Below are 21941 nucleotides of genomic sequence, written 5' to 3'. Positions count from 1 at the left end.
CTTGAGCCATCGGTTTTCGATGTTTCTTGACTGCCTACAGGAGCTCTCCATGACCCGCCTCACCCGTGACCAACAGATCGCCGCCCTCGAGAAAGACTGGGCCGAGAACCCGCGCTGGAAGGGCATCACCCGCGGCTACACCGCTGCCGACGTCGTGCGCCTGCGGGGCTCCGTCGCCATCGAGCACACGCTGGCCAAGCGCGGTGCCGAGAAACTCTGGGGCCTGGTGAACACCGAGCCCTTCGTCAACGCGCTGGGCGCACTGACCGGCAACCAGGCCATGCAGCAGGTCAAGGCCGGCCTGAAGGCCATCTACCTGTCTGGCTGGCAGGTGGCCGGCGATGCCAACAGCAACGGCGAGATGTACCCCGACCAGTCGCTGTATTCGGTGGACTCGGTGCCCAAGGTGGTCAAGAAGATCAACGCCACCTTCCAGCGTGCCGACCAGATCCAGTGGAGCGAGGGCAAGGACGACATCGACTTCTTCGCCCCCATCGTGGCCGACGCCGAAGCCGGCTTCGGCGGCGTGCTGAACGCCTTCGAGCTGATGAAGTCCATGATCGAGGCCGGCGCCGCCGGCGTGCACTTCGAGGACCAGCTGGCCAGCGCCAAGAAATGCGGCCACATGGGCGGCAAGGTGCTGGTGCCTACCCGCGAGGCCGTCGCCAAGCTCGTCGCCGCCCGCCTGGCTGCCGACGTGATGGGCACGCCCACGCTGCTGGTGGCCCGCACCGATGCCGAGGCCGGCGACCTCGTCACCAGCGACATCGACGACAACGACAAGCCCTTCTGCACCGGTGAGCGCACCGTCGAGGGCTTCTACCGCACGAAGAACGGCCTGGAGCAGGCCATCAGCCGCGGCCTGGCCTACGCGCCCTATGCCGACCTGATCTGGTGCGAGACCGGCAAGCCCGACCTGGCCTTCGCCAAGGCCTTCGCCGACGCCATCCACGCCAAGTTCCCGGGCAAGCTGCTGGCCTACAACTGCTCGCCCAGCTTCAACTGGAAGAAGAACCTGGACGACGCCACCATCGCCAAGTTCCAGCGCGAGCTGGGCGCCATGGGCTACAAGTTCCAGTTCATCACGCTGGCCGGCTTCCACAGCCTGAACTATTCGATGTTCAACCTGGCCTACGGCTATGCCCGCAACCAGATGAGCGCCTTCGTCGAGCTGCAGGAGGCCGAGTTCGCCGCCGCCGAGAAGGGCTTCACCGCGGTCAAGCACCAGCGCGAGGTCGGCACCGGCTACTTCGACGCCGTCACGACCACCATCGAGGCCAATGCCTCCACGGCCGCGCTGAAGGGCTCGACGGAGGACGAGCAGTTCTTCGACGCCAGGCACGGTTGAACATGGCCCGGGGGCGGCAGGCATGCCGCCCGACGCCTGTTCAGCGGCCGGCGATGCTTCGCATCGCCGGCACGACCCCAAAGGTCAATCACAGTCAGCGTCAACTCCTGACTTTCACGACCCGCCTTGGCGGGTCTTTTTTCTTGGTGCGCCAGGCATGGCGCGTAGCGCCGTGACTGGCGCTGTCCGGCTCGCTGTGGTGGTGAGTTGGATGACTTGGGGGTGAAAGTCCCCTACGGACCTTGATGATGGGAACCGTTGCCGAACAGCAAGGGTGTCCGCCGCGAGGTGGAATCTGAAGGAAGCTGTACGCAAAGCTGTGGCCCGACGAACAGGAACCGCATATGAGGCCGGCTCGACTGGGCGAGGGGGCCAAGAAACCCGAAGCCCGAAATCATCCGGAAGGCGAGCAAGTAGATGCGGCGGGTGTATGCAGTGAAGGTCGCGCGTCTTACCCCGGGAGACCTGTCAACCTGCCCGAGAGGGCTACCGGCGCCGCAAGGCGACGGGATGGGCTGGCAGGGGTCAGCAGAGGCCGTAGTAGCCGCTGGGAGCCGCAGCGGCGAAGGGCCGAACTTGTCATGAGTGGACAGTCACGCGTGCTCTCTGGCATTGCAGGGCAGAAGTCTTGGCGCGAGCCAAGAGCCACGGCAACCGCCATGTTGAGGCCGGAAGTCTCGATGCGGTGCGGTGGTGCTCAATGCACGCCAGGCGACACGATGAACGAAACCAAGCTCGCCGGGCACCCGCCCAGTAGACAGGAACCGCCGTATGCCGAGCGGCACGTACGGTGGTGTGGGAGGACGGAGGGGGCAGCCCCTCCTCCTACCCGATTCACGTGCGCGCCATACTCCGGTCACAGACTGGTGCCATGAACAACACAACAACGACAACAAGGTTCAGCCTCGTCCACCGGCTCGGTGCCTGGTGGACGCGGCAGCGCGAAACCCAGCAGCGGCAGGCGCTGCGCCGGCGCTGCCCGCCGGCCACGGTGGCGGCCGACCAGATCCCGCCTGCGGTGCGTTCGGCCTGGGCGCACCATGCCACCGACGAATTCCCCGGGCTGGCCGTCGACGATGCGGCCTGGCTGCGCTGTTCGCTGGGCCTGGCGCAGTTCTTCGAGGCTTGCCGGCTGCAGCGCGGGCAGGGGCCTTGTGCGCTGCCGAGCAGGGCAGCTGATTCGGTCTGGCATGTCTGGCTGGCGCTCGACCCCGCCGGTCTCGCCGGCTGGCAGCAGCGCTACTTCGGCCGCGAGGTCGAGCACTACGAGGCCGAGGCGCTTGGCGCGCCGCTGGAGGATTGCCTGGCCCGCACGTGGGTCGGCAGCTGCCGCAGCGAGGGGCTGGGCCTGCTGGGGCCGCGCCTGCCGCTGCTGTTTGCGCTCGACGGCCTGCTGCGCCTGCCCGCGGGCTGGGCCTACCGCTTCGAGAAGCGTGGTCTGGTGCACCGGCAGATCAATGGCCTGGGCCTGCCCGGTGGCAGCGCCGTCACGCATGCGGCCATCGCCGGTGGCGGCCTGCTGGCCCTGGGCCTGATCAGCGAGGCGGAGCTGGCCGCGTTGCGCAGGCGCCAGGCCAGTGACGGCGGTGACGCCGGCGGCGGCAGCTGGAGCTCCGGTGACGATGGCTGCAGCGGCGGCTCGGATGACGGCGGCTGCAGCTGTGGATCGGGCTGCGGCGGGGGCGGGGGCGGCGACTAGCGGCGTGCGACCTGGAAGGTCCCGACCGCGCCGTTCAGCGTCGTGGCTTGCTCGCGCAGGCTCTCGGCCGCAGCGGTCGACTCCTCGACGAGGGCAGCGTTCTGCTGCGTGACCTGGTCCAGCTGGGCGATCGCGATATTGACCTGGGCGATGCCGTCGGACTGCTCGGCCGTCGCCGCGGTGATCTCGCCCATGATGTCCTTGACGCGCTGCACGGCGCTCACCAGTTCGTCCATGGTCTTGCCCGCCTCGCTCACCAGGCGCGAGCCGGTCTCGACGCGCTCGACGCTGCTGCCGATCAGGCTCTTGATCTCCCGTGCCGCGTCCGCCGAGCGGCCGGCCAGCGAGCGCACCTCGCTCGCGACGACCGCGAAGCCTCGGCCCTGCTCGCCAGCGCGTGCCGCCTCGACGGCTGCGTTCAGGGCCAGGATGTTGGTCTGGAACGCGATGCCGTCGATGACGCCGATGATGTCGGCGATCTTGTGCGAGCTGGTGTTGATCTCGTCCATCGTGTGCACGACCTGGGCGACGACCTCGCCGCCGCGCTGGGCCACGCTGGCGGCCGACTGGGCCAACTGGTTCGCCTGGCTGGCCGACGCGGCCGACTGGTGCACCGTGCCGGTCAGCTGTTCCATCGCGCTGGCCGTCTGCTCCAGGCTGGACGCCGCTTTCTCGGTGCGCGCGCTCAGGTCCTGGTTGCCGCTGGCGATCTCGGCCGAGGCGGTGCCGATGGACTCGGCCGAGTCACGGATGCTGCCGATGGTCTGCGCCAGCGTCTCGCGCATGCGGCGCAGCGTCATCTGCAGCTGGCCGATCTCGTCGCTGCGCGCGGCCATGCCGGAGCCCGAGCGCATCAGGTTGCCGTCCGCCACGCGCCCGGCCAGCTCGTTGGCCGCCGCCAGAGGTACCGTGATGCTGCGCGTGATGTGCCACGCGGCGGCCGCGCCCAGGCCCAGCATGAGCAGGCCGAAGCCCAGCAGCAGCAGCCGGCCGTCGCCGTTGGCCTCGTCGATGCCGGTGGCGGTGTCGTCGATGCTCTTGCGTTGGTGGTCCAGGAACTCCTGCATGCGCGCCAGGTAGACCTTGGAGCCGGGCACGAAGACCTCCATCAGCACCTTCTCGGCGGCCTCGGCCTGGCCGGCCTTCTTCAGCTTGACGATCTCGTCTCGCGACGAGATGTAGACCTGGCGCGCCTTGCCGACGGCATCGAACAGCGCCTGCTCCTCGGGCGAGCGGATCAAGCCCTTGAGCTTCTCCTGCATCTCGCCGGAGGACTTGGTGGACTGGGCCTGATCCTCCCGGAACAGCTCGACCAGCGAGGCGTCGGCACTCTTGGCGATGGCCATGGTGCGGCGCACGCCGGCGTTGATGTTGCGGTTCCAGTCGGAGATCAGCCTTTCCTTGGCCAGCGGCTCGTCCATCATCTGCCGCGTCGCCGCGGCCGTGGCCGCCAGGCGCCAGGAAGCCAGCGCGATGACGCAGCCGGCCAGCACCAGCACCAGCGCAAAACCGGTCGCCAGTCGCCTGCCGATGGATAGCTTGATCATGTTCTCCTCCAGTCTTCTCTATTTCTACGCGGCACAGGCGCGCCGGGCAACAGAGAATGCTAGTGCCGCGCTACCTGTCGGGGCAGACCCAATCTGGGACTTCGATCACGCTGTCCGCGACAAAAACGCGGCCACGTTTCAGCGCGACGCCGCCAGCAGCGCGTGGTAGTCGGCGGCGCTGGCGATGCGCGGGTTGGTCTTGTGGCAATGGTCCGGCAGCGCCCGTTCGACGATGCGCTCGTCCAGCTCCGGCCCGACGCCCATTGCGGTCAGGCCCGAAGGCAGGCCCAGGCGTGCATTCAACGCCGTGATGGCGTCGGCCACCGCGTCGGCGTCGCGGCCGGCCAGGCCCATGGCATGGGCCAGACGGGCGATGCGGTTCTCGCGGCGCACGCTGTCGGCCGCGGCGTTGAAGCGGATGACGGCCGGCAGGAAGACGGCGTTCAGCGTGCCGTGGTGCAGGCGCGGCTCAAGGCCGCCCAGCGCATGGCTCAGCGAATGCACGGCGCCCAGTCCCTTCTGGAAAGCCAGCGCACCGTGCACGCTGGCGCACATCATGTCCAGCCGAGCGTCGCGGTCCCGGCCGTCGCGCGTGGCTCGCTCGATGGCGCCCCAGCCGCGGCGCAGGCCCTCCAGCGCGATGCCGTCGGCCGGCGGGTTGAAGGCCGGCGCGAGGAAGGTCTCGATGCAGTGAGCGATGGCGTCCATGCCGGTCGCGGCCGTCAGCGCCGGTGGCAGGGCCAGCGTCAGCTCCGGGTCGCAGATGGCGACCTTGGGCAACAGTACCCAGTTGTGGAAGCCCAGCTTGCGACCGTCGTCGACGATGAGGATGGCGCCGCGCGCCACCTCGCTGCCGGTGCCGGCCGTCGTCGGTACTGCGATGAGGGGCAGCACCTTGCTGCTGATGTCGATGGCGCCGCCCTCGATGGTGGCCCAGCGCTTCAGCGGCCCCTCATGCGTGGCGGCGATGGCCACGCCCTTGGCCAGGTCGATGCTGGAGCCACCGCCGATGGCGACGAGACCGTCGCAGCCCTGGTCGCGCAGCTGGGCTACGGCCAGGCGCACCGCCGCTTCGGTCGGATTGGGCGGCGTGCGGTCGAAGACGGCGGGCGGCGCGGCGAAGGCCGCCAGCGCCTGGTCCAGCACCCCGGCCGCGCGCACGCCGGCATCGGTCACCACCAGTGGCCTGCGCAGCCCCAGGCGACTGCATTCGGCGGGCAGCAGGCGGCTGGCACCAAACTCGATCTCGATGCGGGTCACGTGAAGGATCTGGGCCATGGCGGTGGTCTCCGGAATGTCTTGGGCCATCCTAGGCCCTGGCCGGGGCTGGGCGATAGCGGGGCCTGCGCCGCAGTCGGCAGGCAGGCGCGCACGGCCAGCGGCCAGACCTTGCAGAATGCAGGCTTCATGACCTCGCCCACCCAGCTCCTGACCCCGCGCATGGCGGGGCTGCTCCAACGCATACAGCGCGCCAACCGGCCGCCCTTCCACAGCCTCACGCCGCGCGAGGCGCGCATCGCCTACCGCATGGGTGCCGAGATCCTGGACCTGCCGCGCGCGCCGCTGGCCCGCGTGGAGGAGTTGCAGGTTGCGGGCCTGCCGGCGCGCCTGTATGCACCCAGCGCCGAGCGCCTGCCCGTTCTGCTCTACCTGCATGGGGGCGGCTTCACCATAGGCGACCTGGAGACCCATGACAGCCTGTGCCGCCAGCTTAGCCTGCGAAGCGGCGCGGCCGTGCTGGCGCTGGACTACCGGCTCGCGCCCGAGCACCGCTTCCCCGCGGCCGTGGACGACGCCTGGGCAGCGCTGGAATGGCTGCACCGGCAGGCCGACGGCCTGGGGCTGGATGGCCGCCGGCTCGCCGTGGGTGGCGACAGCGCGGGCGGCACGCTGGCGGCCGGCGCAGCCTTCTTCGCCCGCGATCGCGGCCTGCCGCTGGCGTTGCAGCTGCTCATCACGCCCGGCACCGCCAGCAGGGCCGACACCGCCTCGCACCGCTTCTTCGCCAACGGCTTCCTGCTGGACGCCGCCAGCATCGCCTGGTTCTTCGACCAGTACATCGCCCGCCAGCAGCGCCATGACTGGCGCTTCGCGCCGCTGGAGGCCGACGACCATTCAGGCCTGGCGCCGGCCTGCTTCGTGCTGGCCGAGTGCGACCCCCTCGTCGACGAGGGCATCGCCTATGCCGACACGCTGCGTGCCGCGGGCGTGGACGTGCAGCTGGAGCTGTACCGCGGCGTGACGCACGATTTCATCAAGATGGGCCGCCAGATCCCGGAGGCCATCACGGCCCTGGACGCCTGCGCGGCCGCGATCAGGGGGCAGCTTCAAACATGAAAAGAACCGAATTCCGCCACCTCGAACCCCTGCGCGTGCGCTGGGCCGAGGTCGACGCCCAGGGCATCGTCTTCAACGGGCATTACCTGACCTATCTCGACACCGCCGTCAGCGGTTACTGGCGCGCGCTGGCCGTGCCCTATGCCGAGACGATGAAGAGCCTGGGCGGGGACCTCTACGTTCGCCGCGCGACGCTGGACTACCGCGGCTCGGGCCGCTATGACGACCGCCTGGACGTCGGCATCCGCTGCCGCGAGTTCGGCAACAGCTCCATGAAGGTGGACGGTGCCGTCTTCCACGGCGAGCAGATGCTAGTGCAGGCCGAAATGGTCTACGTCTTCGCCGACCCCGGCACGCAGACGCCGGTGCGCCTGCCCGACGCGCTGCGCCGCCTCATGCTCGACTTCGAGGCCGGCCAACCCGTCGTGGACGTGGCGCTGGGGCCCTGGCGCGAGCTGGGCGAGGCCGCGACGGTGATCCGCCGCGAGGTCTTCGTCGAGGAGCAGCACATCCCGGCCGACATGGAATGGGACAGCGCCGACGCGAGCTGCCTGCATGCGCTGGCGCGCAACCGCTTCGGCACGCCGCTGGCCACGGGCCGGCTGCTGGAACATGTGCCTGGCGTCGCCAAGATCGGCCGCATGGCCGTGCTGCGCCCCATGCGCGGCACGCGCATCGGCCGCCAGGTGCTGGAGGCGTTGATGGCCGAGGCCAGGCGCCAGGGGTACCGCGAGGTGCTGCTGCATGCGCAGCTGTCGGCGGAGAACTTCTATCTGCGCGCCGGCTTCCAGCGGCGCGGCCAGCCTTTCGAGGAGGCCGGCATCGGGCATGTGGAGATGGTCAGGGCCCTCTGAGGGCCCGCTGAGTCCGGCCGCGTGCGGATGCGGCGCTCGGCCCCGGGCTCAGCCCAGCATCTCGAAGCGCTCGACCTTGCGCTCGCCGGCCAGCCATGGCGCCATCGCCGCCGCCACCTGCGGCTCGCGATGCCCCCAGCCCTCGGGGTAGATCTCCATCCATGTCCAGCGCCCGTCGGCATCCGGTTCGGGGCGCTGCAGCAGCTCGATGGGCGCCTCCACGCGCGCCTTGCGGAAGGCGATGAGGGCCGCGTCGACGTGCCCGACCGCGACCTTGTAGTAGACGTAGAGCTGCACGCTCACTCCTGCGGCGGGATGTCGTAGGGCAGGGGGCGCGGCCGAAGCGTTGCGCCAGCGGCGCTGCCCAGGTGCAGGCTGCCACCCTCCAGCGCCGCGAGCTTGATCTCGGCCGCGACCGCCGTGCGGCCGCCGCGCGTGCCGCAACCGGCCACGACGCCGGCCGGCTGCGCGGGGTCGGCGCTGTGGAAGATCTCCTGGCCCAGCGTCGCCGCCGCCTCGGTCTCGAAGACCTGCAGGCGGCGCTTCAGCGTGCCGCGGTACTGGCTGCGCGCGACGATCTCCTGGCCCGGGTAGCAGCCCTTCTTGAAGCTCACGCCACCCAGCACCTCGAAGTTGATCATCTGCGGCACAAAGGCCTCGACCGTCACGCCGCGCACCCAGGCCATGCCGGCCGCGGCTTCGGCCCAGGCCCAGTCTTCGGCCGTCATCGCGGGGCCGGCCGGGGCGGGCGTGCCGGCGGGCTGCACGCGCAGCGCGCGGCCCGCGCCAGGCAGCGCGACCTGCACCGCGTCGCCATCGCGCGCGAGCGACCAGTCGTCGGCGGCCGGCTGGCCCAGCAGGCCGTAGACGGCGAACTCGGCGCTCGCGTCGCTCAACTTGCACTTGGCACGCAGCACGAACATGGACAGGCGCTTCAGCGTCGCGGCCAGCGTCTCGGCCGGCAGCGCCAGCAGGATCTCGTCCTCGCCCTGGCGCCAGCCCACCATGGTGGCCAGCAGCCGGCCCTTGGCGGTGCAAAAGCCGGCCAGGCGGGCGTGGTCGCGGTCCAGCAGCGCGAAGTCCTGGGTCAGCTGGCTGTGCAGGAAGCTGGCGGCGTCGGCGCCGTGGGCGCGGATCACGCCCCAGTCGACGAGACGCAGAGAGGTCGGTTCGGTCATGCTCGCAATTATCATCAGCCCCCTTTGGGCAGACCCCGGGCAAGGGCATGAAGTGGTTGGTGCGGGCGCTGCTCGCTGTGTTGTTGATCGCGGCGCTGGCCGCAGGCGCCGTCTGGCAGTGGCTGCGCAGCCCGTTGAGCCTTGCCGCGCCGTCCGTGGAGCTGTCCGTCGAGCCTGGCACCAACCCGGCCGATGTCGCGCGCGCCTGGGTCGCGGCCGGCGTGCAGACCGATGCGCGCTACCTCTACCAATGGTTCAAGTGGTCGGGCCAGGCGCGGCAGATCCGCGCCGGCAGCTACGAGGTGCATGCCGGCGCCACGCCGCGCGAGCTGCTGGACAAGATGGTGCGCGGCGACGAGGTGCTGGAGCAGTTGCGCCTCATCGAAGGCTGGAACTGGCGCCAGGTAAGGGCGGCCCTCGCGGCCGCACCGGCGCTGAAGGCCAGGACGGCGCAGATGAGCGATGCGGAGGTGATGGCCGCGCTCGGTGAGCCGGGCCTGTCGCCCGAGGGGCGCTTCTTCCCCGACACCTATGCCTACAGCCGCGGCGTCAGCGACCTGACCGTGCTCAAGCGAGCCCGCGCGGCGATGCAGCGCCGCCTGGCCGCGGCCTGGGCAGCCCGCGCGGCCGACCTGCCGTTGAAGTCGGCCGAGGAGGCGCTGGTCCTGGCCTCCATCGTCGAGAAGGAAACCGGCGCACCCGCCGACCGCAGCCGGGTCGCGGCCGTGTTCGTGAACCGGCTGCGCCTGGGCATGCCGCTGCAGACCGACCCCACCGTCATCTACGGCCTGGGCGAGGGCTTCGACGGCAACCTGCGAAAGCGCGACCTGCTGGCCGACACGCCCTTCAACACCTACACCCGCGGCGGCCTGCCGCCCACACCCATCGCGATGCCGGGCCAGGCCTCGCTGCAGGCGGCGCTGCACCCGGCGCCGGTGAAGTCGCTGTACTTCGTCTCGCGCGGCGACGGCAGCAGCGAGTTCAGCGAAGACCTCACCGCGCACAATCGCGCAGTCAACAAATACATCCGCGGCAAGTGACGGGACGATTCATCAGCTTCGAAGGCATCGACGGTGCCGGCAAGTCCACCCACATCCGGGCCGTGGCCGACTGGTTCCGCGCCCGTGGCGCCGACGTGCAGCTCAGCCGCGAACCCGGCGGCACGCCGCTGGCCGAGACCTTGCGCGACATCGTGCTGAAGGAGCCCATGGGCTCGCTGACCGAGCTGCTGCTGATGTTCGCCGGCCGTCGCGACCATGTCGAAACGGTCATCAAGCCGGCGTTGGCCGCCGGCAAGACGCTGCTCTGCGATCGCTTCACCGATGCCAGCTTCGCCTACCAGGGCGGTGGCCGCGGGCTGCCGTTGGCGGTGCTGGAGACGCTGGCCGACTGGGTGCAGGAGGGCACCGAGCCCGAGCTGACGCTGTGGTTCGACCTGCCCGCGGCGCAGGCCGCCGCGCGCCGGGCGGGTGCCCGCGAGGCCGACCGCATCGAGCAGCAGGACCTGGACTTCTTCGAGCGCGTGCGTGCCGGCTATGCGGCCCGCGCGGCCAAGGCGCCGGGCCGCATCGTGCGCGTCGACGCGAGCGGCACGGTGGAGCAGGTCGGCGCCCAGGTGCTGGCCGTGCTGTCGGAGCGCTATCCATGCTGAACGCCGATCTGCCCTGGCTTGAGCGCCCGCTCGCCGACGCGCTGGCGCGGGCGCGCTCGCATGCGCTGCTGGTGCAGGGGCCGGCCGGCGTCGGCCAGCTCGAACTGGCGATCAAGCTGGCGCAGAGCTGGCTCTGCGAGGACCGCACCGCCCCGCAGCCGGCCTGCGGCCACTGCGCCAGTTGCAAGCTGTTCGCCAGCGGTACGCATCCCGACTTCCAGCTGCTGCTGCCCGAGGCACTGGATGCCTCGGCCCGCGAGTCCCTGGGCCTGCCCTACGAGGAGCCCGACGCCAAGGCCGGCAAGGCCAAGCCCAGCCGCGAGATCAAGGTCGAGGCAGTGCGCAACCTGCTGGCCTTCGCGCAGGCCACGTCGGCGCGCGGCCGCGCCAAGGTGGCCGTCATTTTCCCGGCCGAGGCGTTGAACGGCGTGGCGGCCAATGCGCTGCTGAAGACGCTGGAGGAACCGTCCGGCCTGCTGCGCTTCGCGCTGGCCAGCCATGACAGCGCCGCGCTGCTGCCCACCATACGCAGCCGCTGCCAGCCGCTGCCGCTGCCCTTGCCGGACCGCGAGGCCGCGCTGGCCTGGCTGGCGGCCAAGGGCGTGGACGGCGCCGCCGGCCTGCTCGATGCCACCGGTGGCCGGCCGCAGCAGGCGCTGGCCTGGTCCGAGGCGGGGCTCACGGACGCCGCCTGGCAGGCCATCCCCAAGCGCGTGGCGCGCGGCGAGGTCGCGGCGCTGTCCGACTGGGCGCCGCCGCGCGTCATCGACGCGCTGCAGCGCCTGTGCCACGACCTCCTGCGCCGCGCCCATGGCCGGCCCGGCCAGTTCTTCGCCGCCGCCTCGCTGCCGTCTCCGCGCCGCGCTGCGCCGCTGCTGGGCTGGGACGCCGAACTGCGCCGCGCAGCCCGGCACGCCGACCACCCGCTGAACGCCGGGCTGTGGATAGAGGCGCTTGTCGCGCAGGCCCAGGCGGCCATGTCGGCGGCGGCCCGATGACTACACTCGCCCCATGAGCGACGCCAACTCCAAGCCCGGCCAGTCCGCGCAGTTCCGCCCCAGCCAGATGACCGGCGCACTGCCTCTGCCTGCGGTGAGTGGCGCAGGCAGCGCATCCAGTGCGCGGCCCAGTGTGATCCAGCTGGTGTTCAAGGAGAAGTCGGCGCTCTACGCGGCCTACATTCCGGCATTCACCGAAGGCGGCCTGTTCGTGCCGACGACGCGCGACTACCGGCTTGGCGAGGACGTCTACCTTCTGCTGGCCTTGCCCGAGGACAACCAGCGCTATCCGGTTGCCGGCAAGGTCGCCTGGCTGACGCCGGCCAATGCCTCGGGTGGCCGCACCCAGGGCGTGGGCGTGCGCTTTCCCGGCGACGAGAAGACGCGGCTGATCCGCGTGCGCATCGAGGAAATCCTGGGCACGGCCGTCTCGTCGAGCAAACCGACCCAGACGCTCTGATCCTGTTTCGATGTTCATTGATTCGCATTGCCACCTCAGCTTCCCCGAGCTGAAGAACAACCTGCCCGCCATCCTGGCCGACATGCACGCTGCCCAGGTCGACCAGGCCATCTGCATCTGCACGCAGATGGAGGAATTCGACGCCGTGCACGCGCTGGCGCTGCAACATGGCCAGCTGTGGGCGACGGTGGGCGTGCACCCGGACACCGAGGACATGCGCGAACCCGACGTGGCCGAGCTGGTGCGGCTGGCCGCGCTGCCTCGCGTCGTGGCCATCGGCGAGACGGGGCTGGACTACTACCGCCTCAACGGCCGCAGCATCGCGGACATGGAATGGCAGCGCGAGCGCTTCCGCACCCACATCCGCGCGGCGAAGGAGGCGAGCAAGCCGCTGGTCATCCACACCCGTTCCAGCGCCGCCGACACGCTGCGCGTGCTGGACGAGGAGGGCGGCGAGCAGGCCGGCGGCGTGTTCCACTGCTTCACCGAGACGGCCGACGTGGCGCTGGCGGCGGTGGAGCGCGGCTACTACATCTCGTTCTCGGGCATCGTCAGCTTCAAGAACGCGCAGGACCTGCGCGACCTGCTGAAGCTGCTGCCGCTGGACCGCCTTCTGATCGAAACCGACAGCCCCTATCTCGCACCCGTGCCCTTCCGCGGCAAGACTAATTCGCCAGCTTACGTGCCGCACGTGGCCCGTGCCGTGGCCGACGCGCTGGGCCTGCCCGTGGCCGAGCTGGCGGCCGCGACGACGGCCAACACGCGGCGGCTGTTCGGCCTGCCGGAATCTGCGGCATGAGGAAGGCCTGGCTGGCCGCGTGCGCACTGTCGGCCGTGGCCCTCGCGCGGGCCGCGCCCATCGACGACCTGGTCATCGCCGCCGAGCTGAACGACGGTCGAGCGGTGCTGGGCCTGTTGCTCAAGGGCGTCGATCCCAATCAGGCCGACGGGCGCGGGCGCAAGGCCCTCTTCGTCGCCGTGCGCGAGGACTCGTTGCGCGCGCTGGACAGCCTGCTCGCTGCACCGCAGACCCAGGTGAACGAGGCCAACGCCCAGGGCGAGACGCCGCTGATGATCGCCGCCATCCGCGGCTCGCTGCCGGCGGCACAGGCCCTCGTGAAGCGTGGCGCCGCCGTCAACCGCGCAGGCTGGACGCCGCTGCACTACGCCTGTGCCGGCCCGGACAACGGTGTCGCGGCCTTTCTCATCGCCCAGGGCGCCGAGATCGACGCGCGCTCGGAGAACGGCACGACGCCGCTGATGATGGCCGCACGCTACGGCAACAGCGATCTCGTGCCGCTGCTCCTCAAGGCCGGTGCCGAGCCGCGCGCGGCCAATGAGCAGGAGCTGACGGCCGCGGACTTCGCGGCCCGCGGTGGCCGCGATCTGATGGCCAGGGAGCTGCGCCGCGTCATCGAGGAGCGCCAGCGCGCGGCCGATGCCGCCAAGGCCTCTGGCGCCGACAAGTAATGCCCGCCCGGGCCGGCGTGTAGGGGAAACTCTTACAGCACCTCGCGCGCTGTGCCGACTGTCGCGGCCCGGGGCCCTTGCCTACAGTGAGGTCATCGACTCACCCGGAGGCTCAACATGCTGAACACTCACCCGAACCTGGCCGACCCGTTCGCGATGCTGATCGCCCCCGACCAGGTCATGAACGCCATCGAACGCTCCGACCGCCTGGCTCGCCTGCAGCGCCGCGTCTACCGGCCGCTGGATCGACCCTGGATCCCGGTCAGGGGCGGCGCGGCCGACTTCGACAGCGAGGTCGACGCCGAGCCGGACGTGCCCGACCTGTCCGACGAGGCCTGATAAACAAAACGCCCGCAGATGCGGGCGTTTTGTATGAGGCCTGAGCCTTCTTAGACGCGCTTGCGGTACTCGTGCGTGCGGGTGTCGATTTCGATCTTGTCGCCGTTCTCGACGAACAGCGGCACGGCGATCTCGAAGCCGGTGCCCTTCAGGCGCGCGGGCTTCATGACCTTGCCCGAGGTGTCGCCCTTGACGGCCGGCTCGGTCTCGATCTCGCGCACGACGCTGGTGGGCAGTTCGATGGAGATGGCCTTGCCGTCGTAGAAGGTCACTTCCGCGGCCATGCTGTCTTCCAGGTAGGACAGTGCGTCACCCATGTTCTCGGCCTCGACCTCGTACTGGTTGTACTCGGTGTCCATGAAGACATACATCGGGTCGGCGAAGTAGGTGTAGGTGCACTCCTTCTTGTCGAGGATGATCTGCTCCATCTTGTCGTCGGCCTTGAAGACCAGCTCGGCGCCGGCGCCGTTCAGCAGGTTCTTCATCTTGATGCGCACGGTGGCAGCGCCGCGGCCGCCGCGGCTGTATTCCGTCTTCAGGACGACCATCGGGTCCTTGCCCTGCATGATCACGTTGCCGGCGCGGATTTCTTGAGCGAGTTTCATGGTGTGTTGCGGTGGGATAAGGCCGGGCTTTCCGGCTGGGCGGCGCACCAGACTCCAGGAGACTCCGTCTCGGTTTGGCGCGGCAAAGCCGGTCATTCTAGCTGGAAACCCCTAAGAAGCTCTGCAATTGCGTCAGTAAATCGGGCTGGGCCGTCAGTTGTGCGCGCCAGGCCGGCGCATGGGCCGAGGCCGCTGCCAGGCCGTCCAGGGTGGCCGGCAGGGGCGTGAAGCCATTCCAGCCGCGCCAGACCGCGCGCCAGGCCTCGGGCAGGGCGGCGCGCGACATGAAGGCTTCCAGCTTGGCGCGATGGGCCTCGTCGTGTTGGGGGTAGATGTGCCAGACCAGGGGTTTGCCGGCCCATTGGGCGCGCACGAAGGAGTCCTCGCCGCGGACGAAGTTCAGGTCGCAGGCCCACAGCAGCCGGTCGTAGTCGTCCTGCGGCAGATAGGGCAGGGCGACCGTGCGCAGCCCCGGTCGGGCGGTGACCAGGGCCTGCAGCGGCCCCGGGCAGGCGAGCAGCAGCGTGGGCTGCCCGGCCAGCGCATCCAGCAGGGCTGGCAGCGCGGGGTTGGCGTAGGCGAACAGGCTGACGACCCGTTCGCCGGGGTGCGGCGCCCAGCCGCGCCGGGCCAGCCAGGCCGGGCCGTCGAAGCCGCCGATGGCCTCCAGCAGCCCCGGTTCGCGCAGCAGGCCGCCGGTGCGCCGCGTGAAGCCAGGGTAGAAGAAACGCTTGCTCAGCCCGGCGCCGGGGCCATGGAACTGTGGTGACGCTAGGCCGTGGCTGCGCTCGACGTAGTCCTCGGCGCTCAGGTACTCCAGGTTGACCCAGCGTGGTGGGGGCGTGCGCGCGGCCATGCGGGCGATGAAGGCGGGTGGCAGCTCGCAGCCGAAAGCTTCGATGACGACGTCGCCGGGCTGTGCAGCCACGTCGCCCTCGGGCCAGGTGTGCAGCGCGATGCCGGCGGGGCGGTCCGGTGCCATCCAGGCCAGTGCCGCGGCATCGTCCACCCACAGCCGCGCCATATGCCCGCGTGCCGCGAGGTCGCGCGCCAGCCGCCAGCAGACCCCCAGGTCGCCATGGTTGTCGATGACGCGGCAGAAGATGTCCCAAAGCACCGGCCTACTCATGGGATGGATTGTCCCAGGCCAAAATCCCGCGCCATGTCACTGCCACCCGTTCCTCCGTCCAATGCCGAACTCGGCGCCCAGCAGCAGGCCGAATGGTCCGCCGAGCGCGCCGCCGTCGAGGCGGCCGAGAAGCAGCGCGCCGTCGAGATGGAGGCCGCAGCGCGCGAAGTGCGCGAGAAGCTGGTGGCCGAAGTGAATGCGTTGCCGGCTCTTCCCGGCGTCTACCGCTATTTCGACGCCCGGGACGAGGTGCTCTACGTCGGCAAGGCCAAGGACCTGAAGCGCCGCGTCTCCAGCTACTTCCAGAAGAACCATGGCGGCACGCGCATCGGCATGATGGTGGCGCGCATCGCGCGGCTGGAGACGACGGTGGTGCGCACCGAGGCCGAGGCCTTGCTGCTGGAAAACAACCTGATCAAGACGTTGAACCCGCGCTTCAACATCCTGTTCCGGGACGACAAGAGCTACCCCTACCTGAAGATCACCGCGCACGCCTACCCGCGCATGGCCTATTACCGCGGCGCGGTGGACAAGCGCCACCAGTATTTCGGCCCCTTCCCGAGCGCCTGGGCGGTGAAGGAGTCCATCCAGCTGATGCAGAAGGTGTTCAAGCTGCGTACCTGCGAGGACAGCGTCTTCAACAACCGCAGCCGGCCTTGCCTGCTGCACCAGATCAAGCGCTGCTCGGGGCCCTGTGTGCCGGCCGGCCAGACTGGCGACTACGCGCGCAACGTGGCCAGTGCCGAGCGCTTCCTGCGCGGCGAGACCGACGAGGTCATGGCCATGCTGCAGGAGCAGATGATGGCCTTCGCCGAGAGCCAGCACTACGAGCAGGCCGCCGAGGTGCGCAACCAGATCCAGGCGCTGTCCAAGGTGTTGCAGCAGCAGGTCGTGGAGGAGAGCAGCGCCACCGGTCGCGACCGCGACGTCGACATCCTCGCCGTCAAGGTGCAGGGCGGCCGGGCCTGCGTGAACCTCGCCATGGTGCGCGGCGGCCGCCATCTCGGCGACCGGGCCTTCTTCCCCAAGCATGTCGACGACGCGACCGCCATCCAGCTGGAGGACGAGGAAGCGCTGTCGCCCGAGCGGCAGGTGCTGGAGGCCTTCATGGCCCAGCACTACCTGGCGTCGCCGGTGCCCGGCCTCATCGTCGTCAGTGAGGCCGTCGACACCGGCCTGGCGGAGGCGCTGGGCAGTCAGGGCGGCAGCCGCGTGACCGTGCAGGCCCAGCCGCGCGGCCAGCGTCGTATCTGGCTGGAGATGTGCGTCAAGGGCGCCGAGCTGGCGCTGGCTCGGCTGCTGGCCGAGGAGGGCTCGCAGCAGGCCCGCACGCTGGCGCTGGTCGATGCGCTGGACCTTGCGCCGCCCGAGATCGACAAGTTCCGTGTCGAATGTTTCGACATCAGCCATACCGCTGGCGAGGCGACGATGGCAAGCTGTGTCGTGTTTGAGGGGCATCAGATGCAAAGCAGCCAGTACCGGCGCTACACGATCGAGGGCATCACCGGGGGTGACGACTACGCGGCCATGCGCCAGGTGCTGACGCGCCGCTACAGCAAGCTGGCCGAGGCCGCGCAGCTCGGCACCGGCCGGCTGCCCGACCTGGTGCTGGTGGACGGCGGCCGCGGCCAGGTTGCGATGGCGCGCGAGGTCTTCGAGGAGCTGGGGCTGGACCTGGGCCTGATCGCCGGTGTCGAGAAGGGCGAGGGCCGCAAGGTCGGCCTGGAGGAGCTGGTGTTCGCCGACGGCCGCGAGAAGGTCTACCTCGGCCGCGACTCGGCTGCGTTGATGCTGATCGCGCAGATCCGCGACGAGGCACACCGCTTCGCCATCACCGGCATGCGCGCCAAGCGCGCCGCGGCGCGCACCGGCGGCTCGCGCCTGGAGGATGTGCCCGGCGTCGGCCCCAAGAAGCGCGCGCAGCTGCTGCAACGCTTCGGCGGCGTGCGCGGCGTGGCCGGTGCCAGCGTCGACGAGCTGGCCAGCGTGAAGGGGGTTTCACGCGAGCTGGCCGAGGAGATCTACCGCGTGCTGCACTGACGTGCGGAACACGCGGTCTAGCCGAGCAAATCTACCGTGCGCTGCACTGAGCGCGAATCCGAGGAGAAGACTTGTCTGTCATCGATCATTTCAAGCGTGCCGTCCGCTGGCTGATGGGCCCGGTGCTGGCCGGCTGCACTGCGGCGCCGCGCGCGCCGGCGCCGGTCCCGCCGCCTGCGCCCGTCGCCGTGCCGGCTCCGCAGCCATCGCCGGCCGTCGCAGCCGCGCCCAAGCCGTCCGGCCTGCCGGCACCCAGGCCCGTGCGCACGCAGGACGAGCTGCGCCGTCAGGCCGCAGAGCGCCTCGTCATGGCCAACCCCGACGGCACCTACATGACGCCGGCGCCGACCCATCTGCTGACGCTGGTGGTGCTGGAGGTCGAGCTGAAGGCCGATGGCAGCGTGCGCCGCGTCAACGTGCTGCGCAAGCCGAGGTTCGCGCCGGAGACGCTGCAGATGGCCGTTGACGCCATCTACCGCGCCGCGCCCTTCGGCGACGTTCGGCAGCTGCCCGAGCCCTGGAAGTTCACCGAGACCTTCCTCTTCGAGGAGGACCGGCGCTTCAAGCCGCTCAGCCTCAACTGACACCTTCTCGCCACAGTCCCGCGGGCCGGCGCCGGAGCTGCTCCGCGGGCTTGGGCACAATGCAGCGGATGTTCGCCCCCACGCTCTCTTTGATCACAGCCCCCCATGGGGGCGACAGTGCCCTCCGGGCGGCCGAGCGGGCACTGCAATGTTCCTGACGCTGCCGACCCTGCTGACCTGGGCCCGCATCGTGGCCATCCCGCTGATCGTCGGCGTGTTCCACCTCGGCCTGACGCCGGCGCACCAGAACCTGTTCGCGACGACCCTGTTCATCGTCGTCGCGTTGACCGACTGGCTGGACGGCTACCTCGCCCGCAGGCTCAACCAGGCCTCGTCCTTCGGCGCCTTCCTGGACCCGGTGGCCGACAAGTTCCTGGTCTGCTCGGCGCTGCTGATCCTGCTGGAGCAGCAGCGCGTGGACGCCTTCGTCGCCCTCGTCATCATCGGTCGCGAGATCGCCATCTCGGCCCTGCGCGAATGGATGGCGCAGATCGGTGCCTCGCGCAGCGTCGCCGTGCACATGGTGGGCAAGCTGAAGACGACGGTGCAGATGGTGGCCATCCCCTTCCTTCTTTACGACGGCCAGCTCTTCGGCCTCATCCCGACGCGGCTCTGGGGCACCTGGCTGATCTACGCGGCCGTCGTGCTGAGCATCTGGTCCATGGTCTACTACCTGCAGAAGGCCGTGCCGGAGATACGCGCCAAGGCGCGCTAGCCTGGCGTCGAGTTGTATCGGGACTTTTCCCGCCCTGTCCACCACCGGACGCGCGTCTAGAATCCGTTTCCCCGCGCGCGCCCCGGCCGCTTCAGTCGGCCTCCCATGGGCTGCGCAGTGCGCGGGGCCGACATCTGTATTGCAGTCTTGCACGCCGCCGTGGGTGCAGGCGCAACAGTCCGCTGAATCCTCTTGAGGGGGCACGAGTGAACAAGTCCGAATTGATCGAGCACATCGCCAAGCAGGCCGACATCTCCAAGGCCGCTGCCGGCCGTGCGCTCGAAGCCATCATCGGCGGCGTCAAGACGACGCTGAAGAAGAACGGCACTGTTTCGCTGGTGGGCTTCGGCACCTTCAGCATCACAAAGCGCGCGGCGCGCGCCGGCCGCAACCCGCGCACTGGCGATACGATCAAGATCAAGTCGGCCAAGGTGCCCAAGTTCAAACCCGGCAAGGCGCTCAAGGACGCCGTGAACTGACCCTTCCGCCGGTCCCGGAATTCCCGGGCGCTTAGCTCAGTTGGTAGAGCACCTCCCTTACACGGAGATTGTCGGCGGTTCGAGCCCGTCAGCGCCCACCACCCGCCCCAGGCGGTGTCTGCCGCATCGCACATAGAATGCGGCTCCCCTCGAAGGCGAACCTCGGTTCGCCTTCGTCGCGTTTGATTCGCGCTAGATCGTCAAGGCTCCCCGAGATGTTTGAATTCGTCCGCCAGCACAACCGCTTGTTCCAGTTCATCCTGCTGCTGCTGATCCTGCCGTCCTTCGCCTTCGTCGGCATGCAGGGCTATACCAGCATGATGGACGGCGCCAACGCCGGCGTGGCCACCGTCAACGGCCGCAAGATCACCCAGGCCGAATGGGACGCCGCGCAGCGCGAGCAGGCCGACCGGGTCCGCCGCCAGAACCCGACCATCGACGCCAAGCTGCTGGACACGCCCGAGGTCAAGCGCCAGGCGCTCGAGGGCCTCGTCACAGAGCGCACGCTCAAGGCCGCGGCCGACCAGCAGCATTTCACGCCCAGCATCGAGTCCGTCAACGCGCGCTTCTGGAACGACCCGCAGTTTTCCTTCCTGCGCAACCCTGATGGCACCGTCAACAAGGGGATGCTGGCCGCCCAGGGCATGACGCCTTCCATCTTCATGGAGCGCCTGCGCCAGGATTACGCGCTCCGCCAGGTCACGGCGCCCATCGAGGCCTCGGTCGCCGTCGGCGCTGCCGCACCCAAGCTGGCCTTCGACTCGCTGCTGCAGCAGCGCGAGGTGCAACTGCAGCGCTTCGACGTCAAGGACTTCGCTGCCAAGCTCAACCCGAGCGATGCCGAGGTGGACGCCTTCTACAAGGAACCGGCCAACGCCGCCAAGTTCCAACTGCCCGAGACGGCGCAGATCCAGTACGTCGTGCTGGACCTGGAGGCGCTGAAGAAGGACGTCAAGTTCACCGAAGACGACCTGCGGAACTACTACAAGGAAAACGCGTCGCGCTACGGTGTGCCCGAGGAGCGCCGCGCCAGCCACATCCTGATCAAGGTGGAGCGCAGCGCACCGGCCGAGGAGCGTGCCAAGGCCAAGGCCAAGGCCGAGGAGATCCTGGCCCAGGTCCGCAAGAACCCGGCCGAGTTCGCCGCACTTGCCAAGAAGAACTCCCAGGACGAGGGCTCGGCGGCCAATGGCGGCGACCTCGACTTCTTCAGCCGTGGCGCCATGGTCAAGGAGTTCGACGCGGCCGTCTATGCGATGAAGCCGGGCGAGATCAGCAACCTCGTCGAGACCGATTTCGGTTACCACATCATCCAGCTGACCGGCACCCGCGGCGGCGAGCAGAAGCCCTTCGAGGCGGTGCGTGCCGAGGTCGAGGCCGAGGTGCGCAAGCAGCTCGCCCAGCGGCGCTATTCGGAAGCCGCGGAGCAGTTCGGCAACCTCGTCTACGAGCAGTCGGACAGCCTGCAGCCCGCGGCCGACAAGCTCAAGCTGCAGATCCAGACCGCCACCGTGCAGCGCCAGCCGCAGCCGGGCGCCATCGGTCCGCTGGCCTCCGCCAAGCTGCTGGACGCCGTCTTCGGCGTCGAGGCCCTGCGCAACAAGCGCAACACAGAAGCCGTGGAGACCGGCCCCAACCAACTGGTGTCGGCCCATGTCACCCAGTACAGCCCGGCCCGCGTGCCGCCGTTGGCCGACGTGAAGGACAAGGTGCGGGAGCAACTCGTCAAGAAGCTCGCCTCGGAGCAGGCGAAGAAGGCCGGCGAAGCGCGCCTCGCCGCGCTGAAGGCCAATCCGGCCGACACCGCCGGCCTGGAAGCCGCCGTGACCGTGTCGCGGGCCAAGCCGCAGAACCTGACGCGAGCTCAACTCGAGGCCGTGCTGGGCGCCGATGCTTCCAAGCTGCCGGCGGCCGTGGGTATCGCTGCCGATGATGGCGGCTATGTCGTCGTGCGCATCAACCAACTGCAACCGCGCGACGCCACCGTCATCGACGACAAGCGTGCCGCCCAGCAATACGCCGGCGCCTGGGCTCGCGCCGAGGCCCAGGCCTACCTGGCCGCGCTGAAATCCCAGTACAAAGCCGTCATCAAAGTTGCCGCACCGGCTTCGGCTGCCAGCGCACCCTGATTTTTAGGTTATACTTATTGGCTCTGCGGTGGCTGTAGCTCAGTTGGTAGAGTCCAGGATTGTGATTCCTGTCGTCGTGGGTTCGAGTCCCATCAGCCACCCCATCTAAATATGAACGGCGTCAACAACTTAGGTTGTGACGCCGTTCTCGCTTTCGGGGCCAAGATCAGTTCGACGCGCGTCGCACGAGCTTGGTCCGGTCGTAAGCGGAGCTAAACGACGTTGACAGGCCTGCGCATCAGCGTCGATTTCCCGAACAGGGATTCGATGAGGTCCACGGCCACCAGTGCCGTCTTGTTGCGCTCGTCCAGCGCGGGGTTGAGCTCGACGAGGTCCAGCGAGGCCATGCGACCGGTGTCGGCGATCATCTCCATGCACA

At 69.4% G+C, this 21941-nt stretch carries 23 protein-coding genes and 2 tRNA genes; 18 read left to right on the top strand and 7 right to left on the bottom strand.

Annotated elements, in window-relative coordinates; translation table 11 throughout:
- The first annotated feature begins 49 nt into the window (after window positions 1–49).
- Window positions 50–1348: an isocitrate lyase gene (gene aceA / locus JOY88_RS07650; protein ID WP_293501662.1), complete on the top strand. Its 1299-nt coding sequence runs from the start codon at window positions 50–52 to the stop codon at window positions 1346–1348.
- 871 nt (window positions 1349–2219) lie between these two features.
- Window positions 2220–3047 (top strand): UCP032817 domain-containing protein, encoded by an 828-nt coding sequence (locus JOY88_RS07645; protein ID WP_293501661.1) that lies wholly within the window; start codon window positions 2220–2222, stop codon window positions 3045–3047.
- Here JOY88_RS07645 and JOY88_RS07640 read toward each other — a convergent pair.
- Together JOY88_RS07640 and gbd are read right to left on the bottom strand one after the other, a co-directional pair.
- Window positions 3044–4594 carry a methyl-accepting chemotaxis protein gene (locus JOY88_RS07640; protein ID WP_293501660.1) on the bottom strand — a complete coding sequence of 517 codons (1551 nt, stop codon included), beginning with the start codon at window positions 4592–4594 and terminating at the stop codon, window positions 3044–3046. The two genes, JOY88_RS07645 and JOY88_RS07640, sit on opposite strands and share 4 nt — an antisense overlap.
- Window positions 4595–4732: 138 nt before the next feature.
- Entirely contained in the window at window positions 4733–5872 is a 1140-nt protein-coding gene (gene gbd, locus JOY88_RS07635) for a 4-hydroxybutyrate dehydrogenase (RefSeq protein ID WP_293501659.1), read from the bottom strand.
- 129 nt (window positions 5873–6001) lie between these two features.
- Here gbd and JOY88_RS07630 point away from each other — a divergent pair, with 129 nt between their 5' ends.
- Window positions 6002–6931, top strand: a complete 930-nt coding sequence (locus JOY88_RS07630; protein WP_293501658.1) for an alpha/beta hydrolase — start codon at window positions 6002–6004, stop codon at window positions 6929–6931.
- The gene (locus JOY88_RS07625; RefSeq protein WP_293501657.1) at window positions 6928–7785 is read left to right on the top strand and encodes a YbgC/FadM family acyl-CoA thioesterase; all 858 of its coding nucleotides are present in this window, start codon (window positions 6928–6930) and stop codon (window positions 7783–7785) included. The genes JOY88_RS07630 and JOY88_RS07625 overlap by 4 nt, the downstream gene beginning before the upstream one ends.
- Window positions 7786–7833: 48 nt before the next feature.
- On the opposite strand, the gene JOY88_RS07620 is transcribed toward JOY88_RS07625, so the two are convergent.
- The gene (locus JOY88_RS07620; protein WP_293501656.1) at window positions 7834–8082 is read right to left on the bottom strand and encodes a DUF4936 family protein; all 249 of its coding nucleotides are present in this window, start codon (window positions 8080–8082) and stop codon (window positions 7834–7836) included.
- Window positions 8083–8084: 2 nt separating this feature from the next.
- Window positions 8085–8963, bottom strand: a complete 879-nt coding sequence (gene ygfZ / locus JOY88_RS07615; protein ID WP_293501655.1) for a CAF17-like 4Fe-4S cluster assembly/insertion protein YgfZ — start codon at window positions 8961–8963, stop codon at window positions 8085–8087.
- A 47-nt stretch (window positions 8964–9010) separates the two neighbouring features.
- On the opposite strand from ygfZ, the gene mltG reads away from it, so the two are divergent.
- The 7 genes from mltG to JOY88_RS07580 all read left to right on the top strand — a co-directional run bounded on the left by mltG (window position 9011) and on the right by JOY88_RS07580 (window position 13881).
- Window positions 9011–10003 carry an endolytic transglycosylase MltG gene (mltG, locus tag JOY88_RS07610; RefSeq protein ID WP_293501654.1) on the top strand — a complete coding sequence of 331 codons (993 nt, stop codon included), beginning with the start codon at window positions 9011–9013 and terminating at the stop codon, window positions 10001–10003.
- Window positions 10000–10614 (top strand): dTMP kinase, encoded by a 615-nt coding sequence (gene tmk, locus JOY88_RS07605; protein WP_293501653.1) that lies wholly within the window; start codon window positions 10000–10002, stop codon window positions 10612–10614. The genes mltG and tmk overlap by 4 nt, the downstream gene beginning before the upstream one ends.
- Complete coding sequence (locus tag JOY88_RS07600; RefSeq protein WP_293501652.1) at window positions 10608–11612, top strand: DNA polymerase III delta subunit-related protein; 1005 nt, start codon at window positions 10608–10610, stop codon at window positions 11610–11612. Before tmk ends, JOY88_RS07600 begins: the two co-directional genes overlap by 7 nt.
- Window positions 11613–11679: 67 nt before the next feature.
- Window positions 11680–12072, top strand: coding sequence for a PilZ domain-containing protein (locus JOY88_RS07595; RefSeq protein ID WP_293501696.1), 393 nt, complete (start codon window positions 11680–11682; stop codon window positions 12070–12072).
- 10 nt (window positions 12073–12082) lie between these two features.
- Window positions 12083–12871 carry a TatD family hydrolase gene (locus JOY88_RS07590; RefSeq protein ID WP_293501651.1) on the top strand — a complete coding sequence of 263 codons (789 nt, stop codon included), beginning with the start codon at window positions 12083–12085 and terminating at the stop codon, window positions 12869–12871.
- Window positions 12868–13542: an ankyrin repeat domain-containing protein gene (locus JOY88_RS07585; protein WP_293501650.1), complete on the top strand. Its 675-nt coding sequence runs from the start codon at window positions 12868–12870 to the stop codon at window positions 13540–13542. The genes JOY88_RS07590 and JOY88_RS07585 overlap by 4 nt, the downstream gene beginning before the upstream one ends.
- Window positions 13543–13659: 117 nt before the next feature.
- A complete protein-coding gene (locus JOY88_RS07580) occupies window positions 13660–13881 on the top strand; it encodes a hypothetical protein (protein ID WP_293501649.1) in 222 nt (73 codons plus the stop codon).
- A 50-nt stretch (window positions 13882–13931) separates the two neighbouring features.
- Here the strand turns inward: JOY88_RS07580 and efp are convergent, their stop codons facing one another.
- Window positions 13932–14486, bottom strand: a complete 555-nt coding sequence (gene efp, locus JOY88_RS07575; RefSeq protein ID WP_293501648.1) for an elongation factor P — start codon at window positions 14484–14486, stop codon at window positions 13932–13934.
- Window positions 14487–14583: 97 nt separating this feature from the next.
- A complete protein-coding gene (gene earP / locus JOY88_RS07570) occupies window positions 14584–15615 on the bottom strand; it encodes an elongation factor P maturation arginine rhamnosyltransferase EarP (RefSeq protein ID WP_293501647.1) in 1032 nt (343 codons plus the stop codon).
- Window positions 15616–15648: 33 nt separating this feature from the next.
- Between earP and uvrC the strand changes: the two genes are divergently transcribed.
- The 7 genes from uvrC (at window position 15649) to JOY88_RS07535 (ending at window position 21666) form a co-directional block, all read left to right on the top strand.
- Window positions 15649–17655 carry an excinuclease ABC subunit UvrC gene (uvrC, locus tag JOY88_RS07565; protein WP_524539194.1) on the top strand — a complete coding sequence of 669 codons (2007 nt, stop codon included), beginning with the start codon at window positions 15649–15651 and terminating at the stop codon, window positions 17653–17655.
- A 71-nt stretch (window positions 17656–17726) separates the two neighbouring features.
- The gene (locus tag JOY88_RS07560) at window positions 17727–18239 is read left to right on the top strand and encodes a hypothetical protein (protein WP_293501646.1); all 513 of its coding nucleotides are present in this window, start codon (window positions 17727–17729) and stop codon (window positions 18237–18239) included.
- A 148-nt stretch (window positions 18240–18387) separates the two neighbouring features.
- Entirely contained in the window at window positions 18388–18954 is a 567-nt protein-coding gene (gene pgsA, locus JOY88_RS07555; RefSeq protein WP_293501645.1) for a CDP-diacylglycerol--glycerol-3-phosphate 3-phosphatidyltransferase, read from the top strand.
- 206 nt (window positions 18955–19160) lie between these two features.
- A complete protein-coding gene (locus JOY88_RS07550) occupies window positions 19161–19433 on the top strand; it encodes an HU family DNA-binding protein (protein WP_293501644.1) in 273 nt (90 codons plus the stop codon).
- Window positions 19434–19458: 25 nt separating this feature from the next.
- Window positions 19459–19534, top strand: a tRNA-Val gene (locus tag JOY88_RS07545).
- Between the two features lie 114 nt (window positions 19535–19648).
- Window positions 19649–21562 carry a peptidylprolyl isomerase gene (locus JOY88_RS07540; RefSeq protein ID WP_293501643.1) on the top strand — a complete coding sequence of 638 codons (1914 nt, stop codon included), beginning with the start codon at window positions 19649–19651 and terminating at the stop codon, window positions 21560–21562.
- A gap of 28 nt (window positions 21563–21590) precedes the next feature.
- Window positions 21591–21666, top strand: a tRNA-His gene (locus JOY88_RS07535).
- 108 nt (window positions 21667–21774) lie between these two features.
- On the opposite strand, the gene JOY88_RS07530 is transcribed toward JOY88_RS07535, so the two are convergent.
- A partial coding sequence (locus JOY88_RS07530) for an arginase family protein (RefSeq protein WP_293501694.1) occupies window positions 21775–21941 on the bottom strand: 167 nt, incomplete at its 5' end.

The sequence above is a fragment of the Roseateles sp. genome (genome assembly GCF_019237615.1).
Taxonomy (GTDB): Bacteria; Pseudomonadota; Gammaproteobacteria; order Burkholderiales; family Burkholderiaceae_C; genus Pelomonas.
Note: the sequence above shows the minus strand (reverse complement) of the source record. Positions and strands in the feature narration are given on the sequence as shown.